This window comes from Frateuria sp. GZRe14 (assembly GCF_051900395.1).
Taxonomy (GTDB): Bacteria; Pseudomonadota; Gammaproteobacteria; order Xanthomonadales; family Rhodanobacteraceae; genus Frateuria_A; species Frateuria_A edaphi.
In genome coordinates, this window is the sequence record NZ_JBHZGJ010000002.1 from 242895 (window position 1) to 269798 (window position 26904).

A 26904-nucleotide genomic window follows, 5' to 3' on the forward strand; every position below is an offset into this window, starting at 1 on the left:
CCGCGAGCCCCACCCCTTACCCCGGCCTCTCCGCCAAAGGGAGAGGGAGCAGAAACATCAGGCGAAATCGAAGCCCAAGGCCACGGTCACCGCGCGCACGTCGGCGCACATGGCTTCGAGCGCTGCCTCGCGCGGCGCAATCCGCGGCCGCAGATCGAGTGTGCAGGTCAGCGCCCGCTGCAACAGATCGGCATGCACGCGCGCGAGCGTCTCCGCCTGACCGTCATCGAGCAGGCCGGCACGCCGGCACGCATCGATCAGCGATGCGTTGGCCGTGTTGGCCAGCAACTGCGGACACGCCGCCGCATGCGCGAGCACGAGCCCCTGCAACGCGAACTCGATGTCCAGCAGGGCGCCATGTCCCTGTTTGAGATCCAGCCGCGCCTCGTCCGAGCGATCCCGCTCCGCCCGCCAGCGCTGACGCATCTGGCTCACCTCCGCCAGCACCGCATCGCGCTCGCGCGGCACCGCGAGCACTTCGCGCCGGACCTCGCCCAACGCGTGGCCCAGGCCCGCGTCGCCCGCCACCGCGCGCGCGCGCAGCAGGGCCTGGTGCTCCCAGGTCCACGCACGGCTGCGCTGGTAGGCATCGAAGGCCTCCAGGCTGCTCACCAGCAGCCCTTTCGAACCGTCGGGGCGCAGCCGCGTGTCCACTTCGTACAGGCGCCCGGCGCGGGTCAGCAGGGACAGCCAGTTCATCACGCGCTGCGCAAGGCGCTGGTACCAGCGCGACCCGTCGATGGGGCGGGCGCCATCGCTGGTGAGCTGGGCGCGCGCGCCGTCGAACACGAACACCAGGTCCAGGTCCGAGGCGAATCCCAGCTCGTCGCCACCGAGGCTGCCGTAGCCGAAGACGGCAAAGCCCGAGCCCTCCCCCGGCAACCGCCCATGCTGCGCGGCAAGCTCGCGCTCGGCCAGCGCGGTGACCGCCTCGACCACGGAAGCGGCCAGCGCGGCCAGGCGTCGCGAGGTGGCCACGGCGTCGGCACGCCCGTCGTTGAAGGCCAGGCCGAGGCGGAAGGCGATGCTCGCCTTGAACTCGTTGATGCGCTCCAGCTCCGCCTCCGCCTCGCGCTCGTCCAGCGTACCGAGCACGCGGCTGATCTCGGCGCTGATGTCGGCGCGCTTGAGCGGGAGCTGGTCGATGCGCGGATCGAGCACGTCGTCCAGCAACAACGGCTGGGCGATCACCCGTTCGGCCAGGAACGCGCTATCGGCGAACAGCCGCGCCAGGCGTGCGCGCGCGGCCGGTTGTTCCTCCAGCAGCGCGAGGTAGGCCGAGCGGCGCGCCACCGCCTGCACCAGCCGGCACAGCCGCAGCAGGCACGGCAGCGGCGCGGCGCTGGCGCGGGCGGCGGCGATGAGGTGCGGCATCAGATGATCGAGCCGCTCGCGCGAGCGCTGCGACATGGCGCGTACCGAAGCGGCCTGCGGCAGCTTGGCGAGGGCTTCGGCCGCCTCGATGCCGGGCACGAAGCCGGCCGCCTCCAGCGCGCCCGGCTCCGGCGTGCCGTGGCAGGCCTGCTGCCACAGCGTGGTATCGGCGACCGCCACGCGCGCCGCGCGTCCGCCGGCGGGCATCAGCACGCTGGCGAAGTCCTCGCTGACGACGGCGCGGTGTTGCGCCAGCTCGGCCTCCAGCGCCTCCCAGTGCTCATGGCCCAGGCCACGGGCGAGACGCTCGCGACTCAACGCATCCTCGGGCAGGTCGTGGGTCTGCGCGTCGCGGAGCATCTGCACGCGGTTCTCGACACGGCGCAGGCAGCGGTAGGCCTCGCGCAACGCCTTGGCGCGCGCCGCGCCGATGTGCCCGCGCGCCTCGCAGGCGGCCAGCGCCGGCAACAGGCCACGCACGCGCAGGGACGGTTCGCGCCCGCCGCGGATCAGTTGCTCCAGTTGCACGATGAACTCGATCTCGCGGATGCCGCCGGGACCGAGCTTGAGGTTGTCGGCCAGATCCTTGCGCGCCACCTCCGCGTCGATCAACGCCTTCATCTCGCGCAGGCCGGCGAAGGCCGTGTAGTCGAGATACTTGCGGTAGACGAACGGGCGCAGCAGTTCCTGCAGCTGCTTGCCGGCCGCGCGGTCGCCGGCCACCGGGCGCGCCTTGATCCAGGCGTAACGCTCCCAGTCGCGGCCTTCGCTCTGGTAGTACTGCTCCATCGCGGCGAACGACAGCGCCAGGCGCCCGGCGTTGCCGAACGGACGCAGGCGCAGGTCCACCCGCGCGCAGATGCCGTCGTCGGTGGGCTCGTTGAGCAGGCGCACCAGGTGGCGCCCCAGCCGCACGAAGTATTCGCTGTTGTCGAGCGAACGCGCGCCATCGCTGTGGCCGGCCTGCGGGTAGGCCAGCACCAGGTCGATGTCCGAGGAGAAGTTGAGCTCGGCACCGCCGAGCTTGCCGAAGCCGATCACCACCAGCCGCTGCGGCGCGCCGTCCTCGCTGCGCGCGTGTCCGTAGCGCGCGGCCAGCGCGCGCTCGGACCACGCCAGCGCCGCGCCCAGCAGCGCCTCGTACAGCACGCTGGTGGCCGAGAGCGTCTCGGCCAGGTCGTCCAGAGCGTTGACGTCGCGGAACACCAGCCGCAACGCTTCGGCGTGGCGGAACCGGCGCAGCGCCGCCAGCGTGGCGATCTCGTCCTCCGGCAGCGCCAGCGAGCCGATGCGAGTGCCGGCGTCGCCGGCCGAGCGCAGGCGATCCAGGCCGGCCGGCGCCAGCAGTTGTGGCTGCCGTCGCCATACTTCGAAGGCGAAGTCGCTGGCCGCCAGCGTGCGGCGGATACGCTCGGCCACGCCGGCATCGTCGTGCAGCGCCACGCCGGCCGCGCGGCAGCGGGCGGCCAGTTCGGCGTAACGGTCGTCGATCAGGGCGCGCAGCGCGGGGCTTTCGGGGACGCTCATCCGGCCATTGTGCCGTAGCGTGGGGCCGCATGAACCGCCAGCAACCGCCTGTGGATGGCGAACGCATAGTTCATTTCCGCCCGATTACAGTCACCATTCCATCACGCCGCGCCATCGGACCATTCTTTCCATGATCCTCACCGACCACCCCGCCACGCACTGGCGCGCGCTTGCCGCGCGCGTCCTTGCCGTGGTGCTGATGAGCCTGGCGTTCGTACTGCTGACCGGCCTGATGGATGGCGGTGTGGGCGTGACGCCGCTGCGCATGTTCGACCAGCCGCGTTACCTCCTGGCCAACGCCCTGCCCGGGCTGCTGGCGTCGTGGGCGCTGCTGGCGTTCACCCGGCGGTTGGTGTTTTCGTTCGGGCTGGTGTTCCTGTTCGAGGCGCTGCTCTACCAGATCAACGCATTGAAAGTCGCCAACCTGGGCAACCCGCTGATGCCGGCGGATTTCCTGATGGTCGACCAGCTCAGCAAGGGCGGCGCGCACCTGCTGGTCGGCTACCTGCCACACAGCCCATGGCCGTACGTGGGGCTGCTCGCGGGCGTCGCGCTGATCGTCGCGATGTGGCGCCTGGAGCCGCCGCTGTTCCCGCGCCGCAACTACGGCAAGCGCTTGCTGGGTGGTGCCCTCGCGGTCGTGCTGCTGGGCAGCCTGCTCGGCGGCGTGGCCGCGTGGGGCAAGCTCTACAACCAGCGCGTCCTGTGGCTCGAGCCCTGGTCGCCCACGGTGACGGCCAACCATTCGGGCCTGGTCAGCTCGCTGCTGCTGTTCCATCAACAGTACGGGCACGGCGGGCACAAGGCCGATCCGGACGCCGCCAAGGCGCTGATCGCGCAGAGCCGACAGGCGCTGGAAGCGCGCCTGGACGCCGCATCGCCCAGCGGCGAGCGACCCGACATCGTGGTGGTGCAGAGCGAGTCGTTCTTCGATCCGAGCATCATGCGCGGCTACCAGGACCGTCACTTCACCCCCAACCTCGACCGATTGGAGAAGCGCGGCGTCAGCGGTCCGCTGCACGTGCCGACGTTCGGCGGCGGCACCATCCGCACCGAGTTCGAAGTGCTCACCGGCCTGTCGCTGCGCTATTTCGACGAACTGCAGTTTCCCTACCTGACGCTCGAGCAGAAGGTGGTGCCCAGCGTGGTGCGCACGCTGCGCGCGCATGGCTACAGCACCACCGCGATCCACGGCAACGATCCGGCGTTCTGGAACCGTGCCGCGGCCTTTCGCAAGATCGGCTTCGATCGCTTCGTTTCGCAGTCCTCGTTCCCGAAGGACTCGCCCAACGACGGCAAATACATGGCCGACAGCGCGATGACCGACGAGATCATGCGCCAGCTCAAGGACTCGGGCCCGCCGCAGTTCCTGTTCGCGATCAGCATCGAGGCGCACGGTCCCTACGACGTGCCGCCGACGGACGTCGCCGCGCGCGATGCCATCCCGGTCCCGCCCGGCATCAGCGGTCGCGACAAGCAGGAGCTGCAGACCTACCTCTACCACGCCGAGCACGCCGATGCGGAACTGGGCCGGCTGGCCAGATTGCTGGCCCGGCGCGACCGCCCGACCCTGTTGCTGTTCTATGGGGACCACCTGCCCGCCCTGACCAACAGCTACAACGTCACTGGCTTCGTCGACGGCGGCGACATGCTGAGCGAGCCCGGCGTCTGGCTGCTGCTCGACCCGCGCAATCCGGAACCGGCCAAACGCGAGAGCCTGGCCGCCTGGATGCTGCCGGGCAAGCTGCTGGACGCGGCCGGCATCCATGGCGATCCGTACTTCGCGCTGAGCCAGGTGCTGGCGCCGCAGCTGGCCGAACTCACCCGCGCGCCCGGCGCGCCGCAGCCGGAGATGACGGCCGAGCAGAAGGTGATCGACCGCGACATGGCCAGCGTCGCGATGCTGCGCCTGAAGGGCAAGCTGGATGCGCTGATGCCGCAGCTGGCCGCGGCGAGCCATGCGCTGCCACACCCACAGCCGCCGTCACCCGTGGGCGCTTACGGTGCACGCCCTTGAGCGCGATGGGACGTCCAGACGTCCACCGCTCCTTCACTACGCATGGACAGCGGAGCATTCAGCCATCTGTCCGGCCGCTTAAGCGGACGCAGGCGTATTCATATTGAGGACGGGAAGGCCCGCCTAGGGTCGTGGCTACCGCGGTAAACCCGCGGTTTCCCCACACTGGAGGCATCCCATGCGTAAGACTCTGCTTGCTGCTTTGATCGGTGCCAGCGTGTTCGCCGTCCTGCCTGCCCTGGCGCAGGTCGATCTCGGTGCTGCCAGCCAGGCTGGCGCGGGCGTAAGCGCCGGCGCCAGCGGCGCGGTGAATGGCGCGCCCGGCCAGCTTGGCGCCCAGCCGGGCCAGACCCTGGAGCGGGCGGATCGCCACGCGCACCATGCCACCCGTCACGCGACCGAGCACACTCGTCGCACCCTTGACCGCCATGGCAACGCCAACGTCGACACGACCGCCAGCGGCTCGGCCGGCGCGCGCGCAAGCGATCAGCGAGCTCATGCAGACGTCGGGGTTCGTGCGGGTGCCCGCGTTGATGCCGGAGCGGCCTCCGACCAGGCCGCCAGCAGCACGCGCGGCCTCGGCGACCAGGTGAGCGACACCGCGCATACCGCAATCGACAGTGCCGGTCGCACCGCGGGATCGGTCGGCGATGCCACCCGCCAAACCGCCACCGAAACTTCGGTCGGTGCCGACGCCAAGGCCCGCGCCAAGGCCGACGAGCACGGCCACTGACGGTTCGCCGTAGGGTGGGCTTCGGCCACCGACATTCCCTCGGGCGGGTCCACCCTACGGCTGCCACCAGGGCTTGCCCGCGCCCGTTCATCCATCTGTCCGGCCGCTTAAGCGCTGTCACGCCGGTTCAGAGTGCGCTAGGCCGAATGCGCCTAGGGTTACCAAGACCGCGGGTCGAACCCCGGCGACACCCAAATGGAGGATCCCATGCACAAGACCCTGCTTGCCGCGCTCATCGGCGCCACCGTGTTCGCCGCGCCCGCATTCGCCCAAGTGATCCCCGGCAGTGCCGGCCAGGCAAGCGCCCATGGCTCGACGCACGCCGGCGCGACCGCGCCGGGCTTGAACGCAAACGCCAGCACCGGCATCGGCACCACAACGTCGACGACCGACGCATCGGGCGCGCAACCGCTCGGCTTGGGCGGCCTGCTCAAGCAAACGCAGGCGGCTGATGCGGCCACCGATACGCCCACCGAAGGCGCCGGTCCGACCGGCGACCTGAACGCGAAAGCCCGCGAGAAGTTGCGCGCCGCGCACGGGCATTGACGCCCCCGGCGGGCAGCTCCGTCTATCGGGCTGCCCGCTCAGGCGAGCGCATCTTCCGCGGCGACGAAACCGCCGGTCTGACGCTGCCACAACCTCGCGTACAACCCCCCGTGCGCGATCAACTGCGCATGCGTGCCGCTTTCCACGATCCGCCCCTTGTCCAGCACGACGAGGCGGTCCATCCGGGCGATGGTCGACAGGCGGTGCGCGATGGCGATCACCGTCTTGCCCTCCATGAGCAGGTCAAGGCTTTCCTGGATGGCCGCCTCGGCCTCCGAGTCCAGCGCGCTGGTGGCCTCGTCCAGGATCAGGATCGGCGCGTCCTTGAGCAGCACGCGCGCGATCGCGATGCGCTGGCGCTGGCCGCCGGAAAGCTTCACGCCGCGCTCGCCCACGTAAGCGTCGTAGCCGCGGCGCCCTTCACCGTCGGACAGCGTCGGGATGAACTCGTCCGCGCGCGCCTCGCGTACCGCCTCGGCAATCTGCATTTCACTGGCGCCGGGGCGACCGTAGAGCAGGTTGTCGCGGATCGAGCGATGCAGCAGCGAGGTGTCCTGGGTGACCACGCCGATCTGCGAGCGCAGGCTTTCCTGGGTGACCCGGGCGATGTCCTGGCCGTCGACGAGAATGTGTCCGCCCTCCAGGTCGTACAGCCGCAGCAGCACGTTCACCAGTGTCGACTTGCCCGCGCCGGAAGGGCCGACCAGGCCGATCTTCTCGCCCGCGCGCACGGCAAGGTCGAGCCCCGAGATGACGCCACCGGCCTTGCCGTAGTGGAAGTGGATGTCCTCGAAACGTACCTCGCCGCGCGTGACTTCCAGCGGCATCGCGCCCGGCGCGTCCTGCACCGCGCGCGGTTGCGCGATAGTCGTCATTCCGTCCTGCACCGTGCCGATGTTCTCGAAGATGCCGTTGACCACCCACATGATCCAGCCGGACATGTTGTTGATGCGGATCACCAGCCCGGTCGACAACGCGATCGCCCCCACCGTGACCTTGCCGTGGCTCCACAGCCACAGCGCCAGCCCCGAGGTGCCCACGATCAGGAAGCCGTTGAGCGTGGTGATGGTGGCGTCCATCGCGGTGGTCTGGCGCGTCATCGCGCGCGTCTTGTCGACCTGTTCGCGCAGCGCGTCGGCGACGTAGGCCTCCTCGCGCCGCGTGTGCGCGAAGAGCTTGAGCGTGAGCACGTTGCTGTAGCCGTCGACGATGCGCCCCATCAGCTTCGAGCGCGCCTCCGAGGCTTTCCACGAACGCTGCCGCGTGCGCGGGATGAAGAACGCCAGCGTGGCGATGTAGAGCAGCAGCCACAGCACCAGCGGCGCCGCCAGCCAGACATCGGCCTGCGCGAACATCACGATGGCGCTTCCGGTGTAGATCGCCACGTACCAGATCGCATCGACGATCTGCACCGCCGATTCCCGCAACGAGCTGCCGGTCTGCATGATGCGGTTGGCGATGCGTCCGGCGAAGTCGTTCTGGAAAAAGGCCAGGCTCTGGCGGATCACGTAGCGGTGGTTCTGCCAGCGGATGCGGGCGGTCACGTTGGGCACGATCGCCTGGTTGACGAGCAAGTCGTGCATGGCGTTGAACATCGGTCGCGCGATGAGCGCCACGAACGCCATCCAGGCCAGCTCGCGTCCGTGCTGACGGAAGAACGCCACGCCCTCGGCCGACTTGGCCATGTCCACCAACCGGCCGATGAAGGCGAACAGCGACACCTCGATGATCGAGACGAAGAAGCCCACCACCAGCACCGCCGCGAACATCGGCCACACCTGGCGCAGGTAGAACAGGTAGAAGCGCCCGGGCGTTGCCGGCGGCATGACGTCGACCGGCTCCTTGAACGGGTCGATCAGGGATTCAAACCAGCGGAAGAGCATGGGAGGGCTCACCTGGGGGGAACGCCCATTGTGGACCAGCCGCCGGCACGCCCGCAGTGAACGCTAGCAGGGTCGCCCGAGCGCTCCGTGCGGCCACGCTCGCGGGCACGCACGCGTACTGCAATCGCACCTGGCCGCCTCCCTTGCCTTAGGCTCCGAGCGCCGCGGCAAAACGGCGGTCTATGAGCGTGGGATTCATCAGGCAAAGCGAGCTGGCGCCAAGCTCTTCTGCGCCATCGTGTTGCGTCCGGGCCATTTCTTTTGGTTACTTTTCTTTGGGCCAGCAAAGAAAAGTGACTCGAGCGCCGTCAGGCGATCGAAAGCCCGCGGCAGGCGAGCCAGGTCGCGGGGAGCCCACGCCAGAGCAGCCACGCAGCGGACGGTCGAAAGCCCAATCGCCCCAGGCGCGCGCGCCTTTGTCGCGGCAAGGTGCTCCCATGGCCCTTCGCCGGCACAAAAAGAAAACCCCGCGCGTGGCGGGGTTTTCCTGGGTACTGCGGTGAGCGTTGGACTTAGAAGTCCATGCCGCCCATGCCACCCATGCCGCCGCCCATGCCACCGGCGCCGCCGTGGCCTTCGTCCTTCTTCGGCAGTTCGGCCACGATCGCCTCGGTGGTGATCGCCAGGCCCGCAACCGACGAAGCGTGCTGCAGCGCGGTGCGGGTCACCTTGGTCGGGTCCAGGATGCCCATCTGCACCATGTCGCCGAACTCGCCGGTGGCCGCGTTGTAGCCGAAGTTGCCCGAGCCGTCCTTGACCTTGTTGAGGATCACGGAGGGCTCTTCGCCGGCGTTGGCGACGATCGCGCGCAGCGGCGCTTCCAGCGCGCGGCGGGTGATCGCGATGCCGAGGTTCTGGTCCTCGTTGTCACCCTTGAGGCCTTCGACGGCCTTGAGCGCACGGATCAGGGCGACGCCGCCGCCCGGCACCACGCCTTCTTCCACCGCCGCACGGGTCGCGTGCAGGGCATCTTCGACGCGGGCCTTCTTTTCCTTCATCTCGACCTCGGTGGCGGCACCGACCTTGATGACGGCCACGCCGCCGGCCAGCTTGGCCACGCGCTCCTGCAGCTTCTCGCGGTCGTAATCGGAGGAGGTCTCCTCGATCTGCGCCTTGATCTGGCCGATGCGCGACTGGATGCGCTCGGCTTCGCCGGCGCCGTCGATGATCGTGGTGTTTTCCTTGGTGATCACCACGCGCTTGGCGCGGCCCAGATCGTTGATCGTGGCCTTTTCCAGCTGCAGGCCCACTTCCTCGGAGATCACCTGGCCGTTGGTCAGGATCGCGATGTCCTCGAGGATGGCCTTGCGGCGGTCACCGAAGCCCGGCGCCTTGACGGCGGCGACCTTGACGATGCCGCGGATGGTGTTGACCACCAGCGTGGCCAGCGCCTCGCCCTCGACTTCCTCGGCGACGATCAGCAGCGGCTTGCCGGCCTTGGCGACGGCCTCCAGCACGGGCAGCAGCTCGCGGACGTTCGACACCTTCTTGTCGTGGATCAGGATGTACGGGTCGTCCAGCTCAACCTGCTGGCTGGCCTGGTTGTTGATGAAGTACGGCGACAGGTAGCCGCGGTCGAACTGCATGCCCTCGACGACGTCGAGCTCGTTCTCCAGGCCCGAGCCTTCCTCGACCGTGATCACGCCTTCCTTGCCGACCTTCTTCATCGCAGTGGCGATGATGTCGCCGATGTTGGAATCGGAGTTGGCCGAGATGGTGCCGACCTGCGCGATCGCCTTGTCGTCGGCGGTCGGGTTGGAGAGCTTCTTGAGCTCGCCCACTGCCGCGATCACGGCCTTGTCGATGCCGCGCTTCAGATCCATCGGGTTCATGCCGGCGGCGACCGCCTTCAGGCCTTCCTGGATGAACGCCTGCGCCAGCACGGTGGCGGTGGTGGTGCCGTCACCGGCGACATCGGAGGTCTTGGAAGCGGCTTCCTTGACGATCTGCGCGCCGAGGTTCTCGTACTTGTCGGCCAGCTCGATCTCCTTGGCGACGGACACGCCGTCCTTGGTGATCGTCGGGGCGCCGAAGCTCTTCTCGAGCACGACGTTGCGGCCCTTGGGACCCAGGGTGACCTTGACCGCGTTGGCCAGGGTGTTCACGCCCTTGAGGATGCGCGAGCGGGCGTCTTCGCCGAAGCGGACTTCTTTAGCTGCCATGTGTCTTTATCCTTCGAATTCGATGGGTAGATTGCGGAGAGTCGTGCGGGAGAGGCTGATCAGCCTTCGATCACCGCGACGATGTCGTCTTCCTTCAGGAAGACCAGCTCTTCGCCGTCGATCTTGATTTCCTGGCCGGCGTACTTGCCGAACAGCACGGTGTCGCCTTCCTTCAGGCTCATCGGACGGACGTTGCCGTCTTCGAGGATGCGGCCGGTGCCGGCGGCAATGACCTTGCCGCGGGTCGGCTTCTCGGTGGCGCTGTCGGGGATGACGATGCCGCCGGCGGAGACGCGCTCCTCTTCCAGGCGCTTGACGATGACGCGATCGTGCAGCGGACGCAGTTTGCTCATGGATGGGACTCCACAGTTCGGGTTGAAAGAAGGTGAGGATCACCGGGACGCTGTTAGCACTCGGTGATGGTGAGTGCCAATTCTAGCGACGCAGTCCGCCCCTGCAAGAGGGTGAAGCGCGAATGGCACAGCAGGTGGGGTGGTGCGGACAGGGTTTCAAGGGTTGCCGCCCATGGCCCGGGGGCGCCGCCTCGGGAGGGACGCGGCGCCGTGCTCGAACCATCTCCGCGCAGGAGAGGGGCTACCATCTCGCGCCATGCCTGGCACCTCCGTCCTGCTCTGCTATTGCACCTGTCCCGACGCCGGCAGCGCCCAGCGCATCGCCGAGGCGCTGGTGGCCGAACGCCTGGCCGCCTGCGTGAACCGTCTGCCCGGCATTGCCTCGACCTACCGCTGGCAAGGCAAGGTCACCACCGACAGCGAGCAGCTTCTGCTGATCAAGACGACGGACGCGCGCTTCGACGCCCTGCGCACGCGCCTGCTGGCGCTGCATCCGTACGACCTGCCCGAACTCATCGCCGTGCCCATCGAGCACGCCCATGCGCCTTACCTGGACTGGGTCCGCGACGCCACTGAAGAGACAGCGCAAGACTGCTGACAGCCCTTGTCAGTGGCATCCCGGCAAACTTGCCTTACCCCATTGCCCGCTCTCCAAGATGAAGAAGATCGATCTTGCCGTCCTGCTGTCGCTGGGCGCCCTGTGGGGCGGCTCGTTCCTGTTCATGCGCATGGGCGCGGGCGCCTTCGGCGCGCTGCCGCTGGCCGGCCTGCGCGCCATCGGCGCGGCGCTGTGCTTCCTGCCGCTGCTGGCCTCGCGCCGGCGGCTGGCCGAATGGCGCGCCCATTGGTGGCCGATCGCCGTGGTCGGGCTGACCAACTCGGCGCTGCCCTTCCTGCTGTTCACCTTCGCCACGCGCAGCCTGCCGGCCGGCCTGGCCTCGATCATCGACGGCATGACGCCGATGTTCGCCGCGCTGATCGGCTGGCTGTGGCTGGGCCAGCGGCTGGATGCCTGGCGCGGCGCCGGGCTGGTAGCCGGATTTGCCGGGATCCTCTGGCTGGCCCAGGGCAGCCTCGCGTTGGCGCCGGGCGCGGGGCTCGCGCTGCTTGCCTGCATCGCGGCCACCGTGCTTTACGGCTACGCGGTGCACTACACCCACCTGCGCCTGGCGGGCGTCACGCCGCTGGTGGTGACGGTCGGCAGCCACATGGTCGCCGCGCTCGTGCTGCTGCCGACGACGGTGCTGGCCTGGCCGGACCAGGCGCCGCCGATGCAGGCGTGGCTAGCGGCCGCGGGACTGGCCGTGCTGTGCACCGCGCTGGCCTACGTGCTGTTTTTCTGGGTGCTGGCCCGGGTCGGTGCCGTGCGGATCATGGTGATCCCCTACCTGATCCCCGCCTTCGGCGTGCTGTGGGGCGCGCTGCTGCTGGACGAGCCGGTGACCGCGCGCATGGTCGGCGGCTGCGCGATCATCCTGCTGGGCACCGCGCTCACCACCGGATGGGTGCGTCCGCGCCGGGCCGGACCACCGCTGGCGGCCGAGGAGACATAAGGCCGCAACGCCGGCTGGCCAGGCGCGCGATGGGTCCATAATGGATTTCCTTCACCGCGCCGCTGGAGACGCGATGCGCCCGATGATCGGCCGCCTGGCCGCCCGCCTGCCGATGTTGCTGGTGCTGTTCTGCCTGGCCGCGCTGTCGCGTCCGTCGTTCGCGCAGGAAGAGGACGGCCTGCTGCCGGTCACCCAGGCCTACCGGCTCTCCACCGACACCTCCACTCCGGGCGTGCTCAAGCTGCACTGGGACATCGCGCCGGACTATTACCTCTACCGTGGCCGCATGAAGTTCAAGCCGGCCGATGGGGTGACCCTGGGCGAGGCGACGTTCCCGGACGGCGAGAAGCACCACGACGAATACCTTGGCGACGTGGAGATCTATCACCACGCGATCGACGCCAGCGTGCCCTACACACTCGCGCCGGGCAGCACGCGGTTGCGGGTTGGCGTGCAGTTCCAGGGCTGCCACGAGGTCGATCCGAAGATCTGCTACCCCCCACATACCGAGCAACTGGACCTGCCGCTACCGGTTGGCACCGCCGCCAGCGGCGGCGGATCGCTCGGCGCCGCGCTGCAAAGCCTGGGCGCGACCCACGGCTCCTCCGGCAGCGATGCGCCATTGCCTGCCGAGCAGGCCTTCAGGCTCGAAGCAGTGGCTCAGGATGCGCGCCACCTCCTGCTGCGCTGGTCGATGCCGCCTGGCTACTACCTCTACCGCGACCAGACCCGGCTGCAGCTGCGTGACGCCAAGGGCGTGGAGCTCACGCCGCAATGGCCGGCCGGCACGCGCAAGGATGATCCGCACTTCGGCAGCGTCACCGTCTATTTCAGCGAACTGGACCTGCCGGTCACCGTCGCGGGTGACATCGGCGGCCGCACGCGCCTGGCGCTGGAAGCCAGCTTCCAGGGCTGCCAGGACGGCGGCCTGTGCTATCCGATGATGACGCGCGCGCTGGACGTCGAGCTCGGCGGCGCGCAATCCGCGACCGGCATGCCCACGGCCACCGCGCCCGAGGCTCCGCCGGCCGCCGCCGGGCAAGGCCCGCTGCAAACCAGCCTGTGGCTAGCGCTGCTGCTTGCCCTTGGCGGCGGCCTGGTGCTGAACCTCATGCCGTGCGTGCTGCCGGTGCTGTCGATCAAGGCCGTCGGCCTGCTGGAGAGCGGCGAGAGCCCGGCCCGCGCGCGGGCCCATGCGATCGCCTACACCGCCGGCGTACTGGTGAGCTTCGTGGCACTGGGCCTGGGCATCCTCGCCCTGCGCTCGGCCGGCCATGCGTTGGGCTGGGGCACGCAGTTGCAGCAGCCGCTGCTGGTCGGCGTGCTGGCGCTGGTCATGCTGGCGGTGGGCTTGTCGATGTCCGGGCTGGTGCAATTCGGCGCCTCGCTGGGCAATACCGGCGCCGGGCTCGCCTCGCGCGGCGGCATGGCCGGCGACTTTTTCACGGGCGTGCTGGCCGTGGTGGTGGCCAGTCCCTGCACGGCGCCGTTCATGGGCAGCGCACTGGCCTTTGCCTTCGCCGCGCCGGCCGCATACGCACTGCTGGTGTTCGTGGCGCTCGGTCTTGGCCTGGCGCTGCCGTTCCTGGCGGTCGGCTTCGTGCCCGCACTCGCGCGGCGGTTGCCACGGCCGGGTCGCTGGATGGAAACGCTCAAGCAGCTGCTCGCCTTCCCGATGTACCTCACGGCCGCCTGGCTGGCCTGGGTGCTCGCCAACCAGCGCGGCGCCGACGCGGTGGGCCTGCTGCTGGTCGCGGCAGTATTCCTGGCGCTAAGCCTGTGGTGGTTCGAGCGCAGCCGCGGTCGCGCCGGCCTGGTGCGCGCGCCGGTGCTGCTGGCGCTGCTGGCCACCGCGGTGCCGCTGTACGCGCTGGCCCGGCTGCCGCCGCCGGTGCGCGCGGCGCACGCCGACACCGGCGTGGTTGCCTACAGTCCGCAAAAGCTCGCCGAGCTGCGCGCCGCGGGCACCCCGGTGTTCGTCGACATGACCGCCGACTGGTGTGTCACCTGCAAGGCCAACGAGCACACGGTGCTGGACACGGCCGCCTTCCGCGCGCTGCTGCAGCGCACCGGCGCGGTCTACATGAGGGGCGACTGGACCGACGTGAACCCCACCATTGCCGCCTTCCTGGAGCACTACCACTCGCCCGGCGTGCCGCTGTACGTGGTGTTCCCGCGCGGCGGCGGCGAAGGGCGCAAGCTGCCGACGGTGCTCACTTCCGGGCTGGTCGAACAAGCCCTGACCGAGGCGGCGCGCTGACATGATGACCCGCGCGAGCTGGCTGATCCTCGCCCTGGCGGTGCTCGCCGCCGCCGCCGGCGGCTGGCTGCAGCACGCTTCGCGCGAACGGCGCGGGGCGGACCTGGCCGGCCAGCCGGCCCCGGCCCTGCAACTGCCCGACCTGGACGGGCGCACGCATACCCTCGCCGACTTCGCCGGTCGCCGCGTGCTGGTCAATTTCTGGGCCAGCTGGTGCGGCCCGTGCCTGAAAGAGATGCCGGCGCTGGCCGCGGCGCAGGCCCGCTTCGGCGGCGATCATCCGGTCGTGGTGGGCATCGCCATGGATACGCCGGAGAACGTGCGCGCCTACCTCGAGGCGTACCCGGTCAACTACCCGATCCTGATCGGCCGACTGGAGGACCCCGACAGCGCGCGCCAGCTGGGCGATCACGCCAGCGTGCTGCCTTACAGCGTGCTGCTCGATGCCGACGGCACGGTGCTCGCCAGCCATGCCGGCGTGCTGGATGCGGCGACGCTCGAGCGGTGGCTGGGCAAGCCAAACCCGTAGCAACGCGCGCTGTGCGCGACCGGGCGGTTCGATGCGTCAGGTAGCCGGCGGTCGCGCACAGGTGCGCTCCCGCAAAGGCTGGCGCACATACGGCCACGCACGGTTCGTGCGCCAGTTCTCCTTCAAACATCGCCGATCTGCGCCGAACTGGACAACATAAGTCGGGGCGCGCACACTTCGCTCCCTTGCCGGACCGCTCCGGCTGGCTGCCAAGGTGCCGCGTGGCGAAACTGCTGGTCCTGCACGGGCCCAACCTCAACCTGCTGGGCTCGCGCGAGCCGGAGGTCTACGGGCGTGACACGCTCGCGGACGTCGACGCGCGGCTCGCACAGCAGGCGCGGGTGGCCGGGCATGAACTGGAGAGTTTCCAGTCCAACGCCGAGCACGCCCTGGTCGAGCGCGTGCAACAGGCGCGCTCGGAGGGAGTCGACTGGATCCTGATCAACCCGGCCGCGTTCACCCACACCAGCATCGCGCTGCGGGACGCTCTGGCGGCGGTGGCGATCCCGTTCATCGAGGTGCACCTGTCCAACGTGCACGCACGCGAACCGTTCCGCCGGCACTCCTACCTGTCGGACCTGGCGGTGGGCGTGATCTGCGGCTTCGGTGCGAACAGTTACTCGCTTGCGCTCGAGGCCGCCCTTCAGCGGCTCGCGCCGGCCTGATTTTTTTCTTTAAAGACCCGACCGGCCGCCCGCGCGGCCCCGAACAAGAAGGCACTCCCATGGATCTGCGCAAGATCAAGAAGCTGATCGACCTGCTCGAGGAATCCAACCTCGCGGAACTGGAAATCAAGGAAGGCGAGGAAGTCGTGCGCCTCTCGCGCGTGCCGACCGGCGGCATGGCCGTCGCCGCTCCGGTGGCACTGCAGGCGGCACCGGTCGCCGCTCCCGCGCCGGCCGCCGCACCCGTTGCCGCGGACGCCGCGCCCGCCGCCAACGCGCTGCCCGACGGCCACGTCGTGAAGGCGCCGATGGTAGGCACCTTCTATGCCTCGGCCACCCCGGGCGCGGCCGCCTTCGTCAAGGTCGGCCAGCAGGTCAAGGCCGGCGAGACGCTGGGCATCATCGAGGCGATGAAGATGTTCAACCAGATCGAGGCCGACGTCGCCGGCACCGTGCAGGCGATCCTCGTCGAGAACGGGCAGCCGGTCGAATTCGACCAGCCGATGTTCGTGATTGCCTGATCCGGCGGGACTTATCCGATGCTAGAAAAAGTCGTTATTGCCAACCGCGGCGAGATCGCGCTGCGCGTACTGCGCGCGTGCCACAGCCTCGGCATCAAGACGGTCGCGGTGCATTCCACCGCCGATCGCAACCTCAAGCACGTGGGCCTGGCGGACGAGGCGATCTGCATCGGCCCGGCGCCCTCGGTCGACAGCTACCTCAACATCCCGCGCATCATCGCGGCGGCCGAGATCACTGACGCGCAGGCGATCCATCCCGGTTACGGCTTCCTTTCCGAGCGTGCCGATTTCGCCGAACAGGTGGAGCAGTCCGGCTTCATCTTCATCGGCCCGACCGCCGACGTGATCCGCCTGATGGGCGACAAGGTCGAGGCGATCAAGGCGATGAAGGCCGCCGGCGTGCCGTGCGTGCCGGGCTCCGGTGGCCCGCTGGGCGACAACACCGACGAGAACATCCGCATCGCGCGCGAGATCGGTTACCCGGTGATCATCAAGGCCGCCGGCGGCGGCGGCGGCCGCGGCATGCGCGTGGTGCGCACCGAGGCGCACCTGGCCAACGCGATCACCATGACCAAGCAGGAGGCCAAGGCGGCCTTCGGCAACGACATGGTGTACATGGAAAAATTTTTGGAGAACCCGCGCCACGTGGAGATCCAGGTGCTGGCCGACGGCCAGGGCAACGCGATCCACCTGGGCGAGCGCGACTGCTCGATGCAGCGCCGCCACCAGAAGGTGGTCGAGGAAGCGCCGGCGCCGGGCATCACGCCGGAGCTGCGTGCGCAGATCGGCAAGGTCTGCGTGGAAGCCTGCCTGCGCATCGGCTACCGCGGCGCCGGCACGTTCGAGTTCCTGTTCGAGAACGGCCGCTTCTACTTCATCGAAATGAATACCCGCATCCAGGTCGAACACCCGGTGACCGAGTTCATCACCGGCATCGACCTGGTGCGCGAGCAGTTGCTGATCGCCGGCGGCGAGAAGCTCTCGATCCGGCAGGAAGACGTGCAGATCCGCGGCCATGCCATCGAGTGCCGCATCAACGCCGAGGATCCGGACACGTTCATGCCCAGCCCCGGCACGGTCAAGCGCTTCGAGGCGCCCGGCGGCCCGGGCGTGCGCGTGGACACGCACCTGTACGACGGCTACCGCATCCCGCCCAACTACGATTCGATGATCGGCAAGCTGATCGTCTACGGCCCTGACCGCGACACCGCGATCTGCCGCATGCGCCTGGCCCTGGCCGAGACGGTGATCGAGGGCGTCAAGTGCAACGTTCCGCTGCAGCAGCGCATCATGGCCGACGCCGGCTTCCAGCACGGCGGCCAGAACATCCATTACCTGGAAAAGCGGATGGCCGAACAGAAGGAACCGAAGGCCAGCGGCGAGTAATCCACGCGAGCGTCACGGAACCAGCGACCTCGCAACAGCGGCGTCATTCCCGCGGAAGCGGGAATCCATTTCGACCCTTGCCACATCGAAGCAGGATGGATTCCCGCCTTTGCGGGAATGACGCCGTGGTGTGTTGAAGGTAACCAGCAAGAACACCCTCATGCCCTTCCTCGAACTCGCCCTCACCCTCCGCGCCGAGCAGCAGCCGCGCGTGGAGGAAGCCCTGGAAGACCTCGGCGCCCTGTCGATCACCCTGCGCGATGCCGATGCCGAAACGCCCGACGAGCAGGCGATCTTCGAGCCGGGCGTGGGCGAGCTGCCGTTGTGGCCCACGCTCACGCTGGACGCGCTGTTCGAGGCCGGCACCGACCGCCGCGGCCTGGTCGAGGCGCTGGGCGAACTGCTGCCGTGGCTCGAACCCGACCAGCTAGCCTTCCGCGACGTCGCGGACGAGGACTGGGAACGCGCATGGATGGACCAGTTCAAGCCGATGCCGTTCGGTCGGCGGCTGTGGATCTACCCGTGGAACATCGAGCCGCCCGCCGACCAGGACATCGTGGTCGTGCGTCTGGACCCCGGCCTGGCCTTCGGCAGTGGCACCCATCCGACCACCGCGCTGTGCCTGGAGTGGCTCGACCACCTCGATCTGGCCGGCAAGCAGGTCATCGACTACGGCTGCGGCTCGGGCATCCTCGCCATCGCCGCGCTCAAGCTCGGCGCTGCCGCCGCGACCGGCGTCGACAATGACCCGCAGGCGCTGACCGCCTCCAACGACAACGCCGAGCGTAATGGCGTGGCCGATCGGCTCGCCGTGTTCCTGCCCGGCGAGGAACCGAAGGCGCCGGCCGACGTCTTCGTCGCCAACATCCTGGCCGGCCCGCTCGCCGAGCTCGCCCCCACGTTCGCCGCCGCCTGCAAGAGCGGCGCGCCCTTCGCCATCTCCGGCATCCTGGCCGGCCAGCAGGACGAACTGCTGGCGCGCTACGCCGAATGGTTCGACGACCTGCGCGTGGACGCGCGCGAGGACTGGATCCGCATCAGCGGCCACCGCCGCTGAGCCGCAATCTCCTGCAGGAGCGCTGCAGCCCACGCGCAACGTGCGCCCACGCACACGCTCCACTCCGACAAACGCCGGCTTTCCCTTTACTCTTGCCGGCATGTACACCCAGTGCCCCGACTGCCGCACGGTCTTCTCGCTCGACGCGAGCGTGCTGGCGCATGCGCGCGGGGCGGTGATCTGCGGCAATTGCGAAACGCTGTTCGACGCACTGGACACGCTCGCCGACCAGTTGCCGCCCGAACCCTTCCGGCAGCTCCCGGGCACCACGCGCTCCGAAGAAGCGCCCAAGCTCGACGTGGCGATCTACCGTCCGCGCGAGGACGTGCCCGTGGCCGCCGTCGAACCGGCGCCGGCGGCGCCCGCGTTCACCCCGCGCTTCGTCAACGATCGGCGCGCCCCTCGCCAGCGCCCGCGACGCTGGCCGTGGCTGCTCACCTGCACACTGCTGGCGCTGTTGCTGGCGGCGCAGGTGGCCTGGGCCAAGCGCGACGTGCTGATCGCCAACCCGTCCATCGGCGCGTGGTTGCGCCAGGCCTGCGCCTCGCTGGGCTGCCGGCTGCCGCTGGTTCGCGACGTGCATCGCCTGCACCTGGTCGCGCGCGACGTGCAGGCGCATCCCAGCGTGCCCGGCGCGTTGATGATCAGCGCCACCGTCCGCAACGACGCACCGTTCGCGCAGCCCTACCCGGTGGTTTCGCTCACGCTCTCCGACGCCGATGGCCACCGCGTGGCGATGCGCCGCCTGCACCCGTCCGAATACCTGGACGATGACGCGGTGCTGCGCGCAGGCCTGGCGCCTGGCGCCAGCGCAGCGCTGTTGATCGAGGTCGCCGACCCCGGCAATCGCGCGGTCGCATTCGAATTCGGTTTCGAATGAAACGAAAAGCCACGGGCGCCAGCACTTAATTTTATCGGCCGTCGCCGGTACACTCGCCCCTTCGCGCATGCGCTCATCGCATGCCAAGCGCGCCATGCCGGCGAGATCCACCACCACCCTTGCAGCGGCCCACGCAGCCGCCGCGTCGCTCGTGAGGTATTGCCTGTGAACGCCGTCCGATTGCCTGTCAACGAGGCCATCCGGGAGCCCCAGTCGTCGCAGAGCGCGCTGGGCGAGTGCGTCAGCCGTACCGTGCGCCGTTACCTGGCCGACATCGGCGATACCGAATGCGACGAAGGCCTGCACGCACTGGTGATCCGCGAAGTCGAAGGACCGCTGCTGCGCGAAGTGCTGGCGTTCCACGACGGCAACCAGAGCCGCGCCGCGGCGGTGCTGGGCATCAACCGCGCCACGCTGCGCAAGAAGCTGGCCGCGCACGGCCTGCTGTAGTTCCCTTGTTCCCTGTGGGAGCGCACATGTGGGCCTCGCCGTGGGGGAATCGCGCAAAGGGTATCGCCCGCAAGTGGTCTTACACGAAGACCCGTTCGCGTGCTTTTGGACGTTTGGCCGTCCAAAACGACACGCCATCCCGGCCGCGTTATAATCGGCGGCTTCCCCTACCCTGGAAGCCGCCATGCCCGCCGTCACCCCGATCCGCCGCGCCCTGCTCAGCGTCTCCGACAAGACCGGGCTGATCGACCTCGGCCGGCGTCTCGCCGCGAAGGGCGTGCAACTGCTTTCCACCGGGGGCAGCGCCAGGGCGCTGCGGGACGCCGGCATCGCGGTGACCGATGTCAGCGAGCTGACCGGCTTCCCCGAGATCATGGACGGCCGCGTCAAGACGCTGCACCCGAAGGTGCATGGCGGCCTGCTCGGCCGGCGCGGCACCGACGACGCGGTGATGGCCGAGCTCGGCATCGCGCCGATCGACCTGCTGGTGCTCAACCTCTATCCGTTCGAGCAGACCGTCGCCAAGCCCGGTTGCACGCTGGAACAGGCGATCGAGAACATCGACATCGGCGGGCCGGCGATGCTGCGCTCGGCGGCGAAGAACTGGGCCGACGTGGCCGTGCTGACCGCGCCGGAACAGTACGAGGACGCGCTCGCCGAGATCGAGCGCGACGGCGGCCTCTCACGCGCCAGCCGCTTCAAGCTGGCGGTGGCCGCGTTCAACCGCGTTTCCGACTACGACGGCGCGATCAGCGACTATCTCTCGGGCCTCAAGCTCAACGAGGCGCACGACGCCATTGCCGGTCATGAAACCTTCGGCGGCCAGGCCAACGGCCGCTTCGTCAAGCTCATGGACCTGCGCTATGGCGAGAATCCGCACCAGAGCGCCGCGTTCTACCGCGACCTGTATCCGGCACCGGGCACGCTCGCGACTTTCCGCCAGTTGCAGGGGAAGGAACTGTCGTTCAACAACATTGCCGACGCCGATGCTGCGTGGGAGTGCGTGCGCAGCTTCGTCAAGCCGGCCTGCGTGATCGTCAAGCACGCCAACCCGTGCGGCGTGGCGGTGAGCCTGGACGGCATCGGCAAGGCCTACGACCTTGCGTTCCAGACCGATCCCACTTCGGCCTTCGGCGGCATCATCGCGTTCAACCGCCCGGTCGACGGCGCCACCGCACGCGCCATCGTCGAGCGCCAGTTCGTTGAGGTGGTGCTGGCGCCGGGTTATGCCGAGGAGGCACTGAAGGCGTTCGCCAGGAAGGGCAACGTGCGCGTGCTGGAAATCCCGCCCCCCGCGGACGGCGACCTGCGCACCCCGCACCCGGGCGTGAACGTCAAGCGCGTGGGCTCGGGCCTGCTGATCCAGACGGCCGACACCGGCATGATCGGCGCCGCCGACCTCAAGGTGGTCACGAAGCGTGCGCCCACGCCCGAGCAGATCGACGACCTGATCTTTGCGTGGAAGGTCGCCAAGTTCGTCAAGTCCAACGCCATCGTCTACGCGAAGCACCGCCAGACCATCGGCATCGGCGCCGGCCAGATGAGCCGCGTGTACAGCGCGAAGATCGCCGGCACCAAGGCGGCCGACGAGAAGCTCGAAGTGCGCGGATCGGTGATGGCGTCGGACGCCTTCTTCCCGTTCCGCGACGGCATCGACGCGGCGGCCGAGGCGGGCATCGCGGCGGTGATCCAGCCCGGCGGCTCGATGCGCGATGCCGAGGTCATCGCTGCGGCGGACGAGCACGACATGGCAATGGTGTTCACCGGCATGCGGCACTTCCGCCACTAAAGTCCGGAACCCTTTTTCCGCCGGAAAAGGGTTCTGGGTGGGGGTCCGGACGGAGCGCGTTCCGCGGCGAGATCGAACCCTCATCCCCTCGCTGCGCGCACTCCCCGCGCACGCGGAAGGGACTATACGAAGCGCCGCACCAGCCGTCGCCACTCCTGCTCGGGAGCATCGTTGCAGAACGGCAACCCGGCCCGCCCGTACCAGTAGCGGGCATTGTCCAGGTCGCCTTCGAGCCGGTGCACGTGCGCGTGGATCGCGGCGGCGCCGGGGTCATCCAGCAACTGCACCAGATGGTGCGCACGCTCGGGCTCGCCGTGGCCCAGCCACCACAGCGCCTGCAGATGGTCGGACAGGCCGGCGGGCGGCACCCCGCCGGCAAGCGACGCTTCGAACCGGGCCTGATCCATACGGTCGCCGATTGTGCGCCCTCACGGCGCCTTGTGGTGTCGATTGCGAGGCTTGCCCGGTTACGCGGAGGCCAAGCCATGACCTACGAGCTTTACTACTGGACCGGCATCCAGGGGCGCGGCGAGTTCGTCCGCCTCGCGCTGGAAGATGCCGGTGCGGACTACATCGACGTCGCCCGCCATCGCGGCGATGCGGTGATGGATCCCTTCCTCAGCGGCGGGAGCACCGAAGATGCGCTGCCCTTCGCCCCACCCTTCCTGCGCGCCGGCCACCTGCTGATCGCGCAGACCGCCGCCATCCTGGGCTACCTGGGCCAGCACCTGCGGCTGGTGCCCGAGGGCGAGGCGCGGCGCATCTACGCCAACCAGCTGCAGCTGACCATCACCGACCTGGTGGCCGAGATCCACGACAGCCACCATCCCATCGCCGCCAGCCTCTATTACGAGGACCAGCGGCGCGAAGCCCAGCGCCGCGCCGCCGACCTGCGCAAGCACCGGCTGCCGAAGTACCTGGGCTATTTCGAGCAGGTGCTGGCGCGTTCGGATGGCCGCCACGCACTGGGTGAACATTCGTATGTCGACCTGTCGCTGTTCCAGCTGATGGCCGGTCTGGACTACGCATTCCCCAACGCCATGCGCGGCCTGCGCAAGGACCTGCCGCGCCTGTGCGCGCTGGCCCAAGAGATTGCGCAACGCCCGCGCATCGCCGCCTACCTTGCCTCGCCGCGACGCCTGACGTTCAACGAGCAGGGCATCTTCCGCCACTATCCCGAGCTGGATGACCAGGCTTGAGGGGTTGGCGGGCTGAAGCCCGCCATCCTCAGAACAACGCGATGACGACTGCACCGGCGACGATCAGCCCGCCACCGACCAGCACCGGCAGGCTGGGTCTCTCGCCCAGGAACACCAGCCCCAGCACGATCACCATTGCCACGCTGAGCTTGTCGATCGGCGCGACCTTGCTCACCGGTCCGAGTTGCAGCGCGCGGTAGTAGCAAAGCCACGAAAGGCCGGTGGCCACGCCCGAGAGGACCAGGAACATCCAGCTGTGCCAGGGCAGTCCCGCCGGACGCGCCCACTCGCCGCGCAGGCTCAGGATGCCGGCGGTGACGGCGAGGATCACCAGCGTGCGGATGAAGGTGGCCAGGTTGGAGTTGATCCCGGCGACGCCGAGCTTGCCGAACAGCGCGGTGAGGGCGGCGAAGAACGCCGAGCCCAGCGCGAACAGCAGCCAGCTCTGGCGCAGGTCCATGGCCGGGTCAGTCGCCCGTGGAGGACGCCGGCGCGGGCTTGGACTTGCCCCATTCCAGGACCTTGTACATCACCGGGCGCGTGGGCTTCTGGCCGTGCTCGTCGACCAGCCGGCCGCTCGGGTCGACCATGTAGGTCTGCGCGATGCCGTTCGGCGGCGTGACCACCACCATGTAGAGCTGGCCGTTGCGACGGTACTCCTGCACCACGTTCTCGCCCTGCTGGTGCACGCTGACCTCGGGCATCGGCTCGCCGGACCGGATCGGCGCGGGCTTGCGCGGCAGCAGCGAGGTACTGCCCGGCGCCGGGGTCGCGGCCGGCTTCTGGGTCGGCGCCGGCACGGTCGCCTTGACGCCCGGATCGTTCATCCCCGGCGGCGGCGGCACGTTCACCGGCGGCGGCGTGGTCTGGGCAAAAGCAGGCGCGGCCAGGAGCGCGGGGACGAGGACGAGCGCGGCGGAAAGCTTCATGGCTTCGGGTCCGGGGAAATGTGCCGCGAGCATAGCAGCGGCCCTGGCGCGGCCCGGTGAACCGCGACCTCATGGCACGCATGCGAGAATGGGCGGATGGCACAGCTCATCCTGATCGACGGCTCCTCCTACCTCTACCGCGCCTTCCATGCGCTGCCGCCGCTGACCAACGCGCGCGGCGAAGCGACCGGCGCACTGTTCGGCGTGGTCAACATGCTGCGCGCGACGCTGAAAGCGCAGCCGGAGTACCTGGCCTTCGTCTGCGACGCGCCCGGGCGCACGTTCCGCGACGAGATCTATGCCGAATACAAGGCCAACCGCGCGGCGATGCCGGACGACCTGCGCGCGCAGGTCGAACCGATGATGGCGATCGTCGGCGCGCTGGGTTTCCCGATCCTGTGCGTCCCCGGCGTGGAGGCCGACGACGTGATCGGCACGCTGGCGCTGGCGGCCGCGGCGCAAGGCATCGACGTGACGATCTCCACCGGCGACAAGGACCTGGCCCAGCTGGTCGGCCCGCACGTGAAGCTGGTCAACACGATGACCAGCACCACGCTGGATATCGCCGGCGTCACCGACAAGTTCGGCGTGCCGCCGGAGCGCATCGTCGATTTCCTCAGCCTCACCGGCGACAGCATCGACAACGTGCCGGGCGTGACCAAGTGCGGCCCGAAGACCGCGGCCAAGTGGCTGGCCGAGTACGGCTCGCTGGACGGCGTGATCGCCAACGCCGACAAGATCGGGGGCAAGATCGGCGAGTACCTGCGCGAAGCGCTGCCCAAGCTGCCGCTGTCGCGTGAGCTGGTCACCATCCGCACCGATCTCGAACTGGAGCACGGCCCGACCGACCTCACCCTGCGCGATCGCGAAACGGCCACGTTGCGCGAGCTGTTCACCCGCTACGAATTCAAGGCCGCACTCAGGGAACTGGATGCCGAAACGCTCGGCGAACCGGGTCCCGCGCCCGCCCCGCAGGCCGCTCCCGCGCCGGCCACGCCGCCACCGGCTGCCGCGAAACCCGGCGACTACGAGCTGGTCACCTCGCCCGAACGCTTCGAGCACTGGCTGCACAAGCTGCGCGAGGCGCCGCTGATCGCCTTCGACACCGAAACCAGCGACATCGACGCCATGCGTGCCGAGCTGATCGGACTGTCCTTCGCGGTGGAGTCCGGCAAGGCCTGTTACATCCCGGTCGCGCACGACTATCCCGGCGCGCCCTGGCAACTGGATCGCGACCAGGTGCTGCATGCGGTCAAGCCGCTGTTCGAGGATCCGGCGCGGCCGAAGCTCGGCCAGCACGCGAAGTACGACATCAACGTGCTGTCGCACTACGGCATCGGCGTGCAGGGGCTGAAGCATGATTCGATGCTGGCCTCCTACATCTGGAACGCCACCGCCACGCGCCACGACATGGACTCGCTGGCCAGCCGCTACCTCCACTACCAGACGATCAAATACGAGGACGTCGCCGGCAAGGGCGCCAAGCAGATCCCGTTCTCGCAGGTCGACCTGGACACTGCCTGCCGCTACGCCGCCGAGGACGCCGACATCACCCTGCGGCTGCACGAGGCGCTGCAGCCGATGCTCGATACCGTGCCGGCGCTCAAGCGTGTCTACGAGGAAATCGAGGTGCCGCTGGCGCCGATCCTCGCCGGCATGGAACGCAAGGGCGTGCTGATCGACGTCGACGAACTGCGCAAGCAGAGCCAGGAGCTGGGCAAGCGCATGCACGAGCTGCAGCAGCAGGCGTACGCGGAGGCCGGCTGCGCGTTCAGCCTGGACTCGCCCAAGCAGCTGCAGGCGATCCTGTTCGACCAGCTCGGCCTGCGCGCGAAGCTCAAGACCCCCAAGGGCCAGCCCTCGACCAACGAGGAGGCGCTGGAGGCGATCGCCGACGACCACGCGCTGCCGCGGCTGATCCTGGATTACCGTGGCCTGGCCAAGCTGCGCTCGACCTATACCGACAAGCTCGCCAGCATGGTCAACCCGCGCACCGGCCGCGTGCACACCTGCTACCACCAGGCCGCGGTGGCGACCGGGCGCATTTCCTCTTCCGATCCGAACCTGCAGAACATCCCGGTGCGTACCGACGAGGGCCGGCGCATCCGTGCCGCCTTCATCGCGCCGCCGGGCTGGCTGGTGATGGCGGCCGACTACTCCCAGATCGAGCTGCGCATCATGGCGCACCTGTCCGGCGACGAAGCGTTGCTGCGCGCCTTCAAGAGCGGCGGCGACGTGCACCGCGCCACCGCCGCCGAAGTGTTCGGTGTCGCGCCGGAGGACATCACGCTCAACCAGCGTCGCGCGGCCAAGGCGATCAACTTCGGCCTGATGTACGGCATGAGCGCGTTCGGCCTGGCGCGGCAGCTGGGCATCGACCGCGGCGAGGCGAGCGACTACATGGCGCGCTACTTCTCGCGCTTCGCCGGCGTGCGCGCCTTCATGGACGCCACCCGCGAGCAGGCCCATCGCGACGGTTACGTGGAAACCATCTTCGGGCGGCGGCTGTACCTGGAAAACCTCAAGGCCCGCAACCAGGCGCTGCGTTCCGGCGCCGAGCGGGCCGCCGTGAACGCGCCGATGCAGGGGAGCGCGGCGGACATCATCAAGCGCGCGATGATCGCCATGGGCTCCTATCTCTGCGACCGCACCGATGCGCACATGCTGATGCAGGTGCACGACGAACTGGTGTTCGAGGTGCAGGAAGACGCCGTGGACACGATGCGCCAGGCCGTGATCGAGCACATGTCGGGCGCCGCCGAGCTGGCCGTGCCGCTGGTGGTGGACGTGGGCGTCGGGGCGAACTGGGAGCAGGCGCACTAGCGCACTGCTTTCGAACTCACCCCAGCCCTCTGTCCGCACGGAAGCGGGAGCAGGATCTTGCGAATGAACGAACCCTGACCTGTTCCGGCTCTCGCGGGCGGGCTCCTTGAAACTTTCCTATCCCGGACGCATCCAATGTTCCGGATGCACGCAACGGCATCCGCCGGCCCGTCCACCTCCCTGAGCGGGCCACCAGGATGCGAACCTCTCCCCTGGGCTTCGCATCCATCCCCGGCCCCGAAGGTTCCCCCTAGCCTTCGGGGCTTTT

23 protein-coding genes are annotated in these 26904 nt (G+C 69.0%); 16 read left to right on the plus strand and 7 right to left on the minus strand.

From position 1 onward, the window contains the following. Positions 1-57 precede the first annotated feature (57 nt). Entirely contained in the window at positions 58-2901 is a 2844-nt protein-coding gene (gene glnE / locus ACFWZ1_RS15375) for a bifunctional [glutamate--ammonia ligase]-adenylyl-L-tyrosine phosphorylase/[glutamate--ammonia-ligase] adenylyltransferase (RefSeq protein ID WP_439667077.1), read from the minus strand. 130 nt (positions 2902-3031) lie between these two features. On the opposite strand from glnE, the gene ACFWZ1_RS15380 reads away from it, so the two are divergent. The 3 genes from ACFWZ1_RS15380 (at position 3032) to ACFWZ1_RS15390 (ending at position 6197) form a co-directional block, all read left to right on the plus strand. Next, positions 3032-4918: an LTA synthase family protein gene (locus ACFWZ1_RS15380; RefSeq protein WP_439667078.1), complete on the plus strand. Its 1887-nt coding sequence runs from the start codon at positions 3032-3034 to the stop codon at positions 4916-4918. 178 nt (positions 4919-5096) lie between these two features. Continuing rightward, on the plus strand, positions 5097-5651 hold the full coding sequence (locus tag ACFWZ1_RS15385) for a hypothetical protein (RefSeq protein WP_439667079.1): 555 nt from the start codon (positions 5097-5099) through the stop codon (positions 5649-5651). Between the two features lie 207 nt (positions 5652-5858). Beyond that, a complete protein-coding gene (locus tag ACFWZ1_RS15390) occupies positions 5859-6197 on the plus strand; it encodes a hypothetical protein (protein WP_439667080.1) in 339 nt (112 codons plus the stop codon). Between the two features lie 38 nt (positions 6198-6235). Here the strand turns inward: ACFWZ1_RS15390 and ACFWZ1_RS15395 are convergent, their stop codons facing one another. From ACFWZ1_RS15395 to groES, 3 genes are all read right to left on the minus strand, one after another. Beyond that, positions 6236-8080 carry an ABC transporter ATP-binding protein gene (locus ACFWZ1_RS15395; protein WP_439667081.1) on the minus strand — a complete coding sequence of 615 codons (1845 nt, stop codon included), beginning with the start codon at positions 8078-8080 and terminating at the stop codon, positions 6236-6238. Between the two features lie 512 nt (positions 8081-8592). Then, a complete protein-coding gene (groL, locus tag ACFWZ1_RS15400; protein ID WP_231321787.1) occupies positions 8593-10242 on the minus strand; it encodes a chaperonin GroEL in 1650 nt (549 codons plus the stop codon). 59 nt (positions 10243-10301) lie between these two features. Continuing rightward, on the minus strand, positions 10302-10595 hold the full coding sequence (groES, locus tag ACFWZ1_RS15405) for a co-chaperone GroES (RefSeq protein ID WP_231321790.1): 294 nt from the start codon (positions 10593-10595) through the stop codon (positions 10302-10304). Between the two features lie 256 nt (positions 10596-10851). Between groES and cutA the strand changes: the two genes are divergently transcribed. From cutA to purH, 11 genes are all read left to right on the plus strand, one after another. Then, positions 10852-11193 (plus strand): divalent-cation tolerance protein CutA, encoded by a 342-nt coding sequence (gene cutA, locus ACFWZ1_RS15410; protein WP_439667082.1) that lies wholly within the window; start codon positions 10852-10854, stop codon positions 11191-11193. A 58-nt stretch (positions 11194-11251) separates the two neighbouring features. Next, positions 11252-12148 (plus strand): DMT family transporter, encoded by an 897-nt coding sequence (locus tag ACFWZ1_RS15415; RefSeq protein WP_231321793.1) that lies wholly within the window; start codon positions 11252-11254, stop codon positions 12146-12148. A gap of 73 nt (positions 12149-12221) precedes the next feature. Next, positions 12222-14408, plus strand: a complete 2187-nt coding sequence (locus tag ACFWZ1_RS15420) for a protein-disulfide reductase DsbD family protein (RefSeq protein ID WP_439667083.1) — start codon at positions 12222-12224, stop codon at positions 14406-14408. A gap of 1 nt (position 14409) precedes the next feature. Beyond that, positions 14410-14937 carry a TlpA family protein disulfide reductase gene (locus tag ACFWZ1_RS15425; RefSeq protein WP_439667084.1) on the plus strand — a complete coding sequence of 176 codons (528 nt, stop codon included), beginning with the start codon at positions 14410-14412 and terminating at the stop codon, positions 14935-14937. Positions 14938-15158: 221 nt separating this feature from the next. Next, on the plus strand, positions 15159-15602 hold the full coding sequence (gene aroQ, locus ACFWZ1_RS15430; protein ID WP_439667085.1) for a type II 3-dehydroquinate dehydratase: 444 nt from the start codon (positions 15159-15161) through the stop codon (positions 15600-15602). Between the two features lie 59 nt (positions 15603-15661). After that, a complete protein-coding gene (gene accB / locus ACFWZ1_RS15435; RefSeq protein WP_231321797.1) occupies positions 15662-16123 on the plus strand; it encodes an acetyl-CoA carboxylase biotin carboxyl carrier protein in 462 nt (153 codons plus the stop codon). Between the two features lie 18 nt (positions 16124-16141). After that, positions 16142-17509, plus strand: a complete 1368-nt coding sequence (gene accC / locus ACFWZ1_RS15440) for an acetyl-CoA carboxylase biotin carboxylase subunit (protein WP_231321798.1) — start codon at positions 16142-16144, stop codon at positions 17507-17509. A gap of 160 nt (positions 17510-17669) precedes the next feature. Continuing rightward, the gene (prmA, locus tag ACFWZ1_RS15445) at positions 17670-18566 is read left to right on the plus strand and encodes a 50S ribosomal protein L11 methyltransferase (protein WP_439667086.1); all 897 of its coding nucleotides are present in this window, start codon (positions 17670-17672) and stop codon (positions 18564-18566) included. Positions 18567-18666: 100 nt separating this feature from the next. Further along, positions 18667-19446 carry a zinc-ribbon and DUF3426 domain-containing protein gene (locus tag ACFWZ1_RS15450; RefSeq protein ID WP_231321800.1) on the plus strand — a complete coding sequence of 260 codons (780 nt, stop codon included), beginning with the start codon at positions 18667-18669 and terminating at the stop codon, positions 19444-19446. Between the two features lie 159 nt (positions 19447-19605). Beyond that, positions 19606-19896 carry a helix-turn-helix domain-containing protein gene (locus ACFWZ1_RS15455; RefSeq protein ID WP_231321802.1) on the plus strand — a complete coding sequence of 97 codons (291 nt, stop codon included), beginning with the start codon at positions 19606-19608 and terminating at the stop codon, positions 19894-19896. 184 nt (positions 19897-20080) lie between these two features. Next, positions 20081-21685 carry a bifunctional phosphoribosylaminoimidazolecarboxamide formyltransferase/IMP cyclohydrolase gene (purH, locus tag ACFWZ1_RS15460; protein WP_439667087.1) on the plus strand — a complete coding sequence of 535 codons (1605 nt, stop codon included), beginning with the start codon at positions 20081-20083 and terminating at the stop codon, positions 21683-21685. Between the two features lie 122 nt (positions 21686-21807). Here the strand turns inward: purH and ACFWZ1_RS15465 are convergent, their stop codons facing one another. After that, positions 21808-22092 carry a hypothetical protein gene (locus ACFWZ1_RS15465; RefSeq protein ID WP_439667088.1) on the minus strand — a complete coding sequence of 95 codons (285 nt, stop codon included), beginning with the start codon at positions 22090-22092 and terminating at the stop codon, positions 21808-21810. A gap of 78 nt (positions 22093-22170) precedes the next feature. Between ACFWZ1_RS15465 and ACFWZ1_RS15470 the strand changes: the two genes are divergently transcribed. Then, positions 22171-22884 (plus strand): glutathione S-transferase, encoded by a 714-nt coding sequence (locus ACFWZ1_RS15470; RefSeq protein WP_439667089.1) that lies wholly within the window; start codon positions 22171-22173, stop codon positions 22882-22884. A 28-nt stretch (positions 22885-22912) separates the two neighbouring features. On the opposite strand, the gene ACFWZ1_RS15475 is transcribed toward ACFWZ1_RS15470, so the two are convergent. Both ACFWZ1_RS15475 and ACFWZ1_RS15480 read right to left on the minus strand, forming a co-directional pair. After that, positions 22913-23344 carry an EamA family transporter gene (locus ACFWZ1_RS15475; RefSeq protein ID WP_231321806.1) on the minus strand — a complete coding sequence of 144 codons (432 nt, stop codon included), beginning with the start codon at positions 23342-23344 and terminating at the stop codon, positions 22913-22915. Positions 23345-23351: 7 nt separating this feature from the next. Further along, positions 23352-23813: a DUF2782 domain-containing protein gene (locus ACFWZ1_RS15480; protein ID WP_439667090.1), complete on the minus strand. Its 462-nt coding sequence runs from the start codon at positions 23811-23813 to the stop codon at positions 23352-23354. Positions 23814-23909: 96 nt separating this feature from the next. On the opposite strand from ACFWZ1_RS15480, the gene polA reads away from it, so the two are divergent. Beyond that, entirely contained in the window at positions 23910-26636 is a 2727-nt protein-coding gene (polA, locus tag ACFWZ1_RS15485) for a DNA polymerase I (RefSeq protein ID WP_439667091.1), read from the plus strand. The last annotated feature ends 268 nt before the right edge of the window (positions 26637-26904 follow it).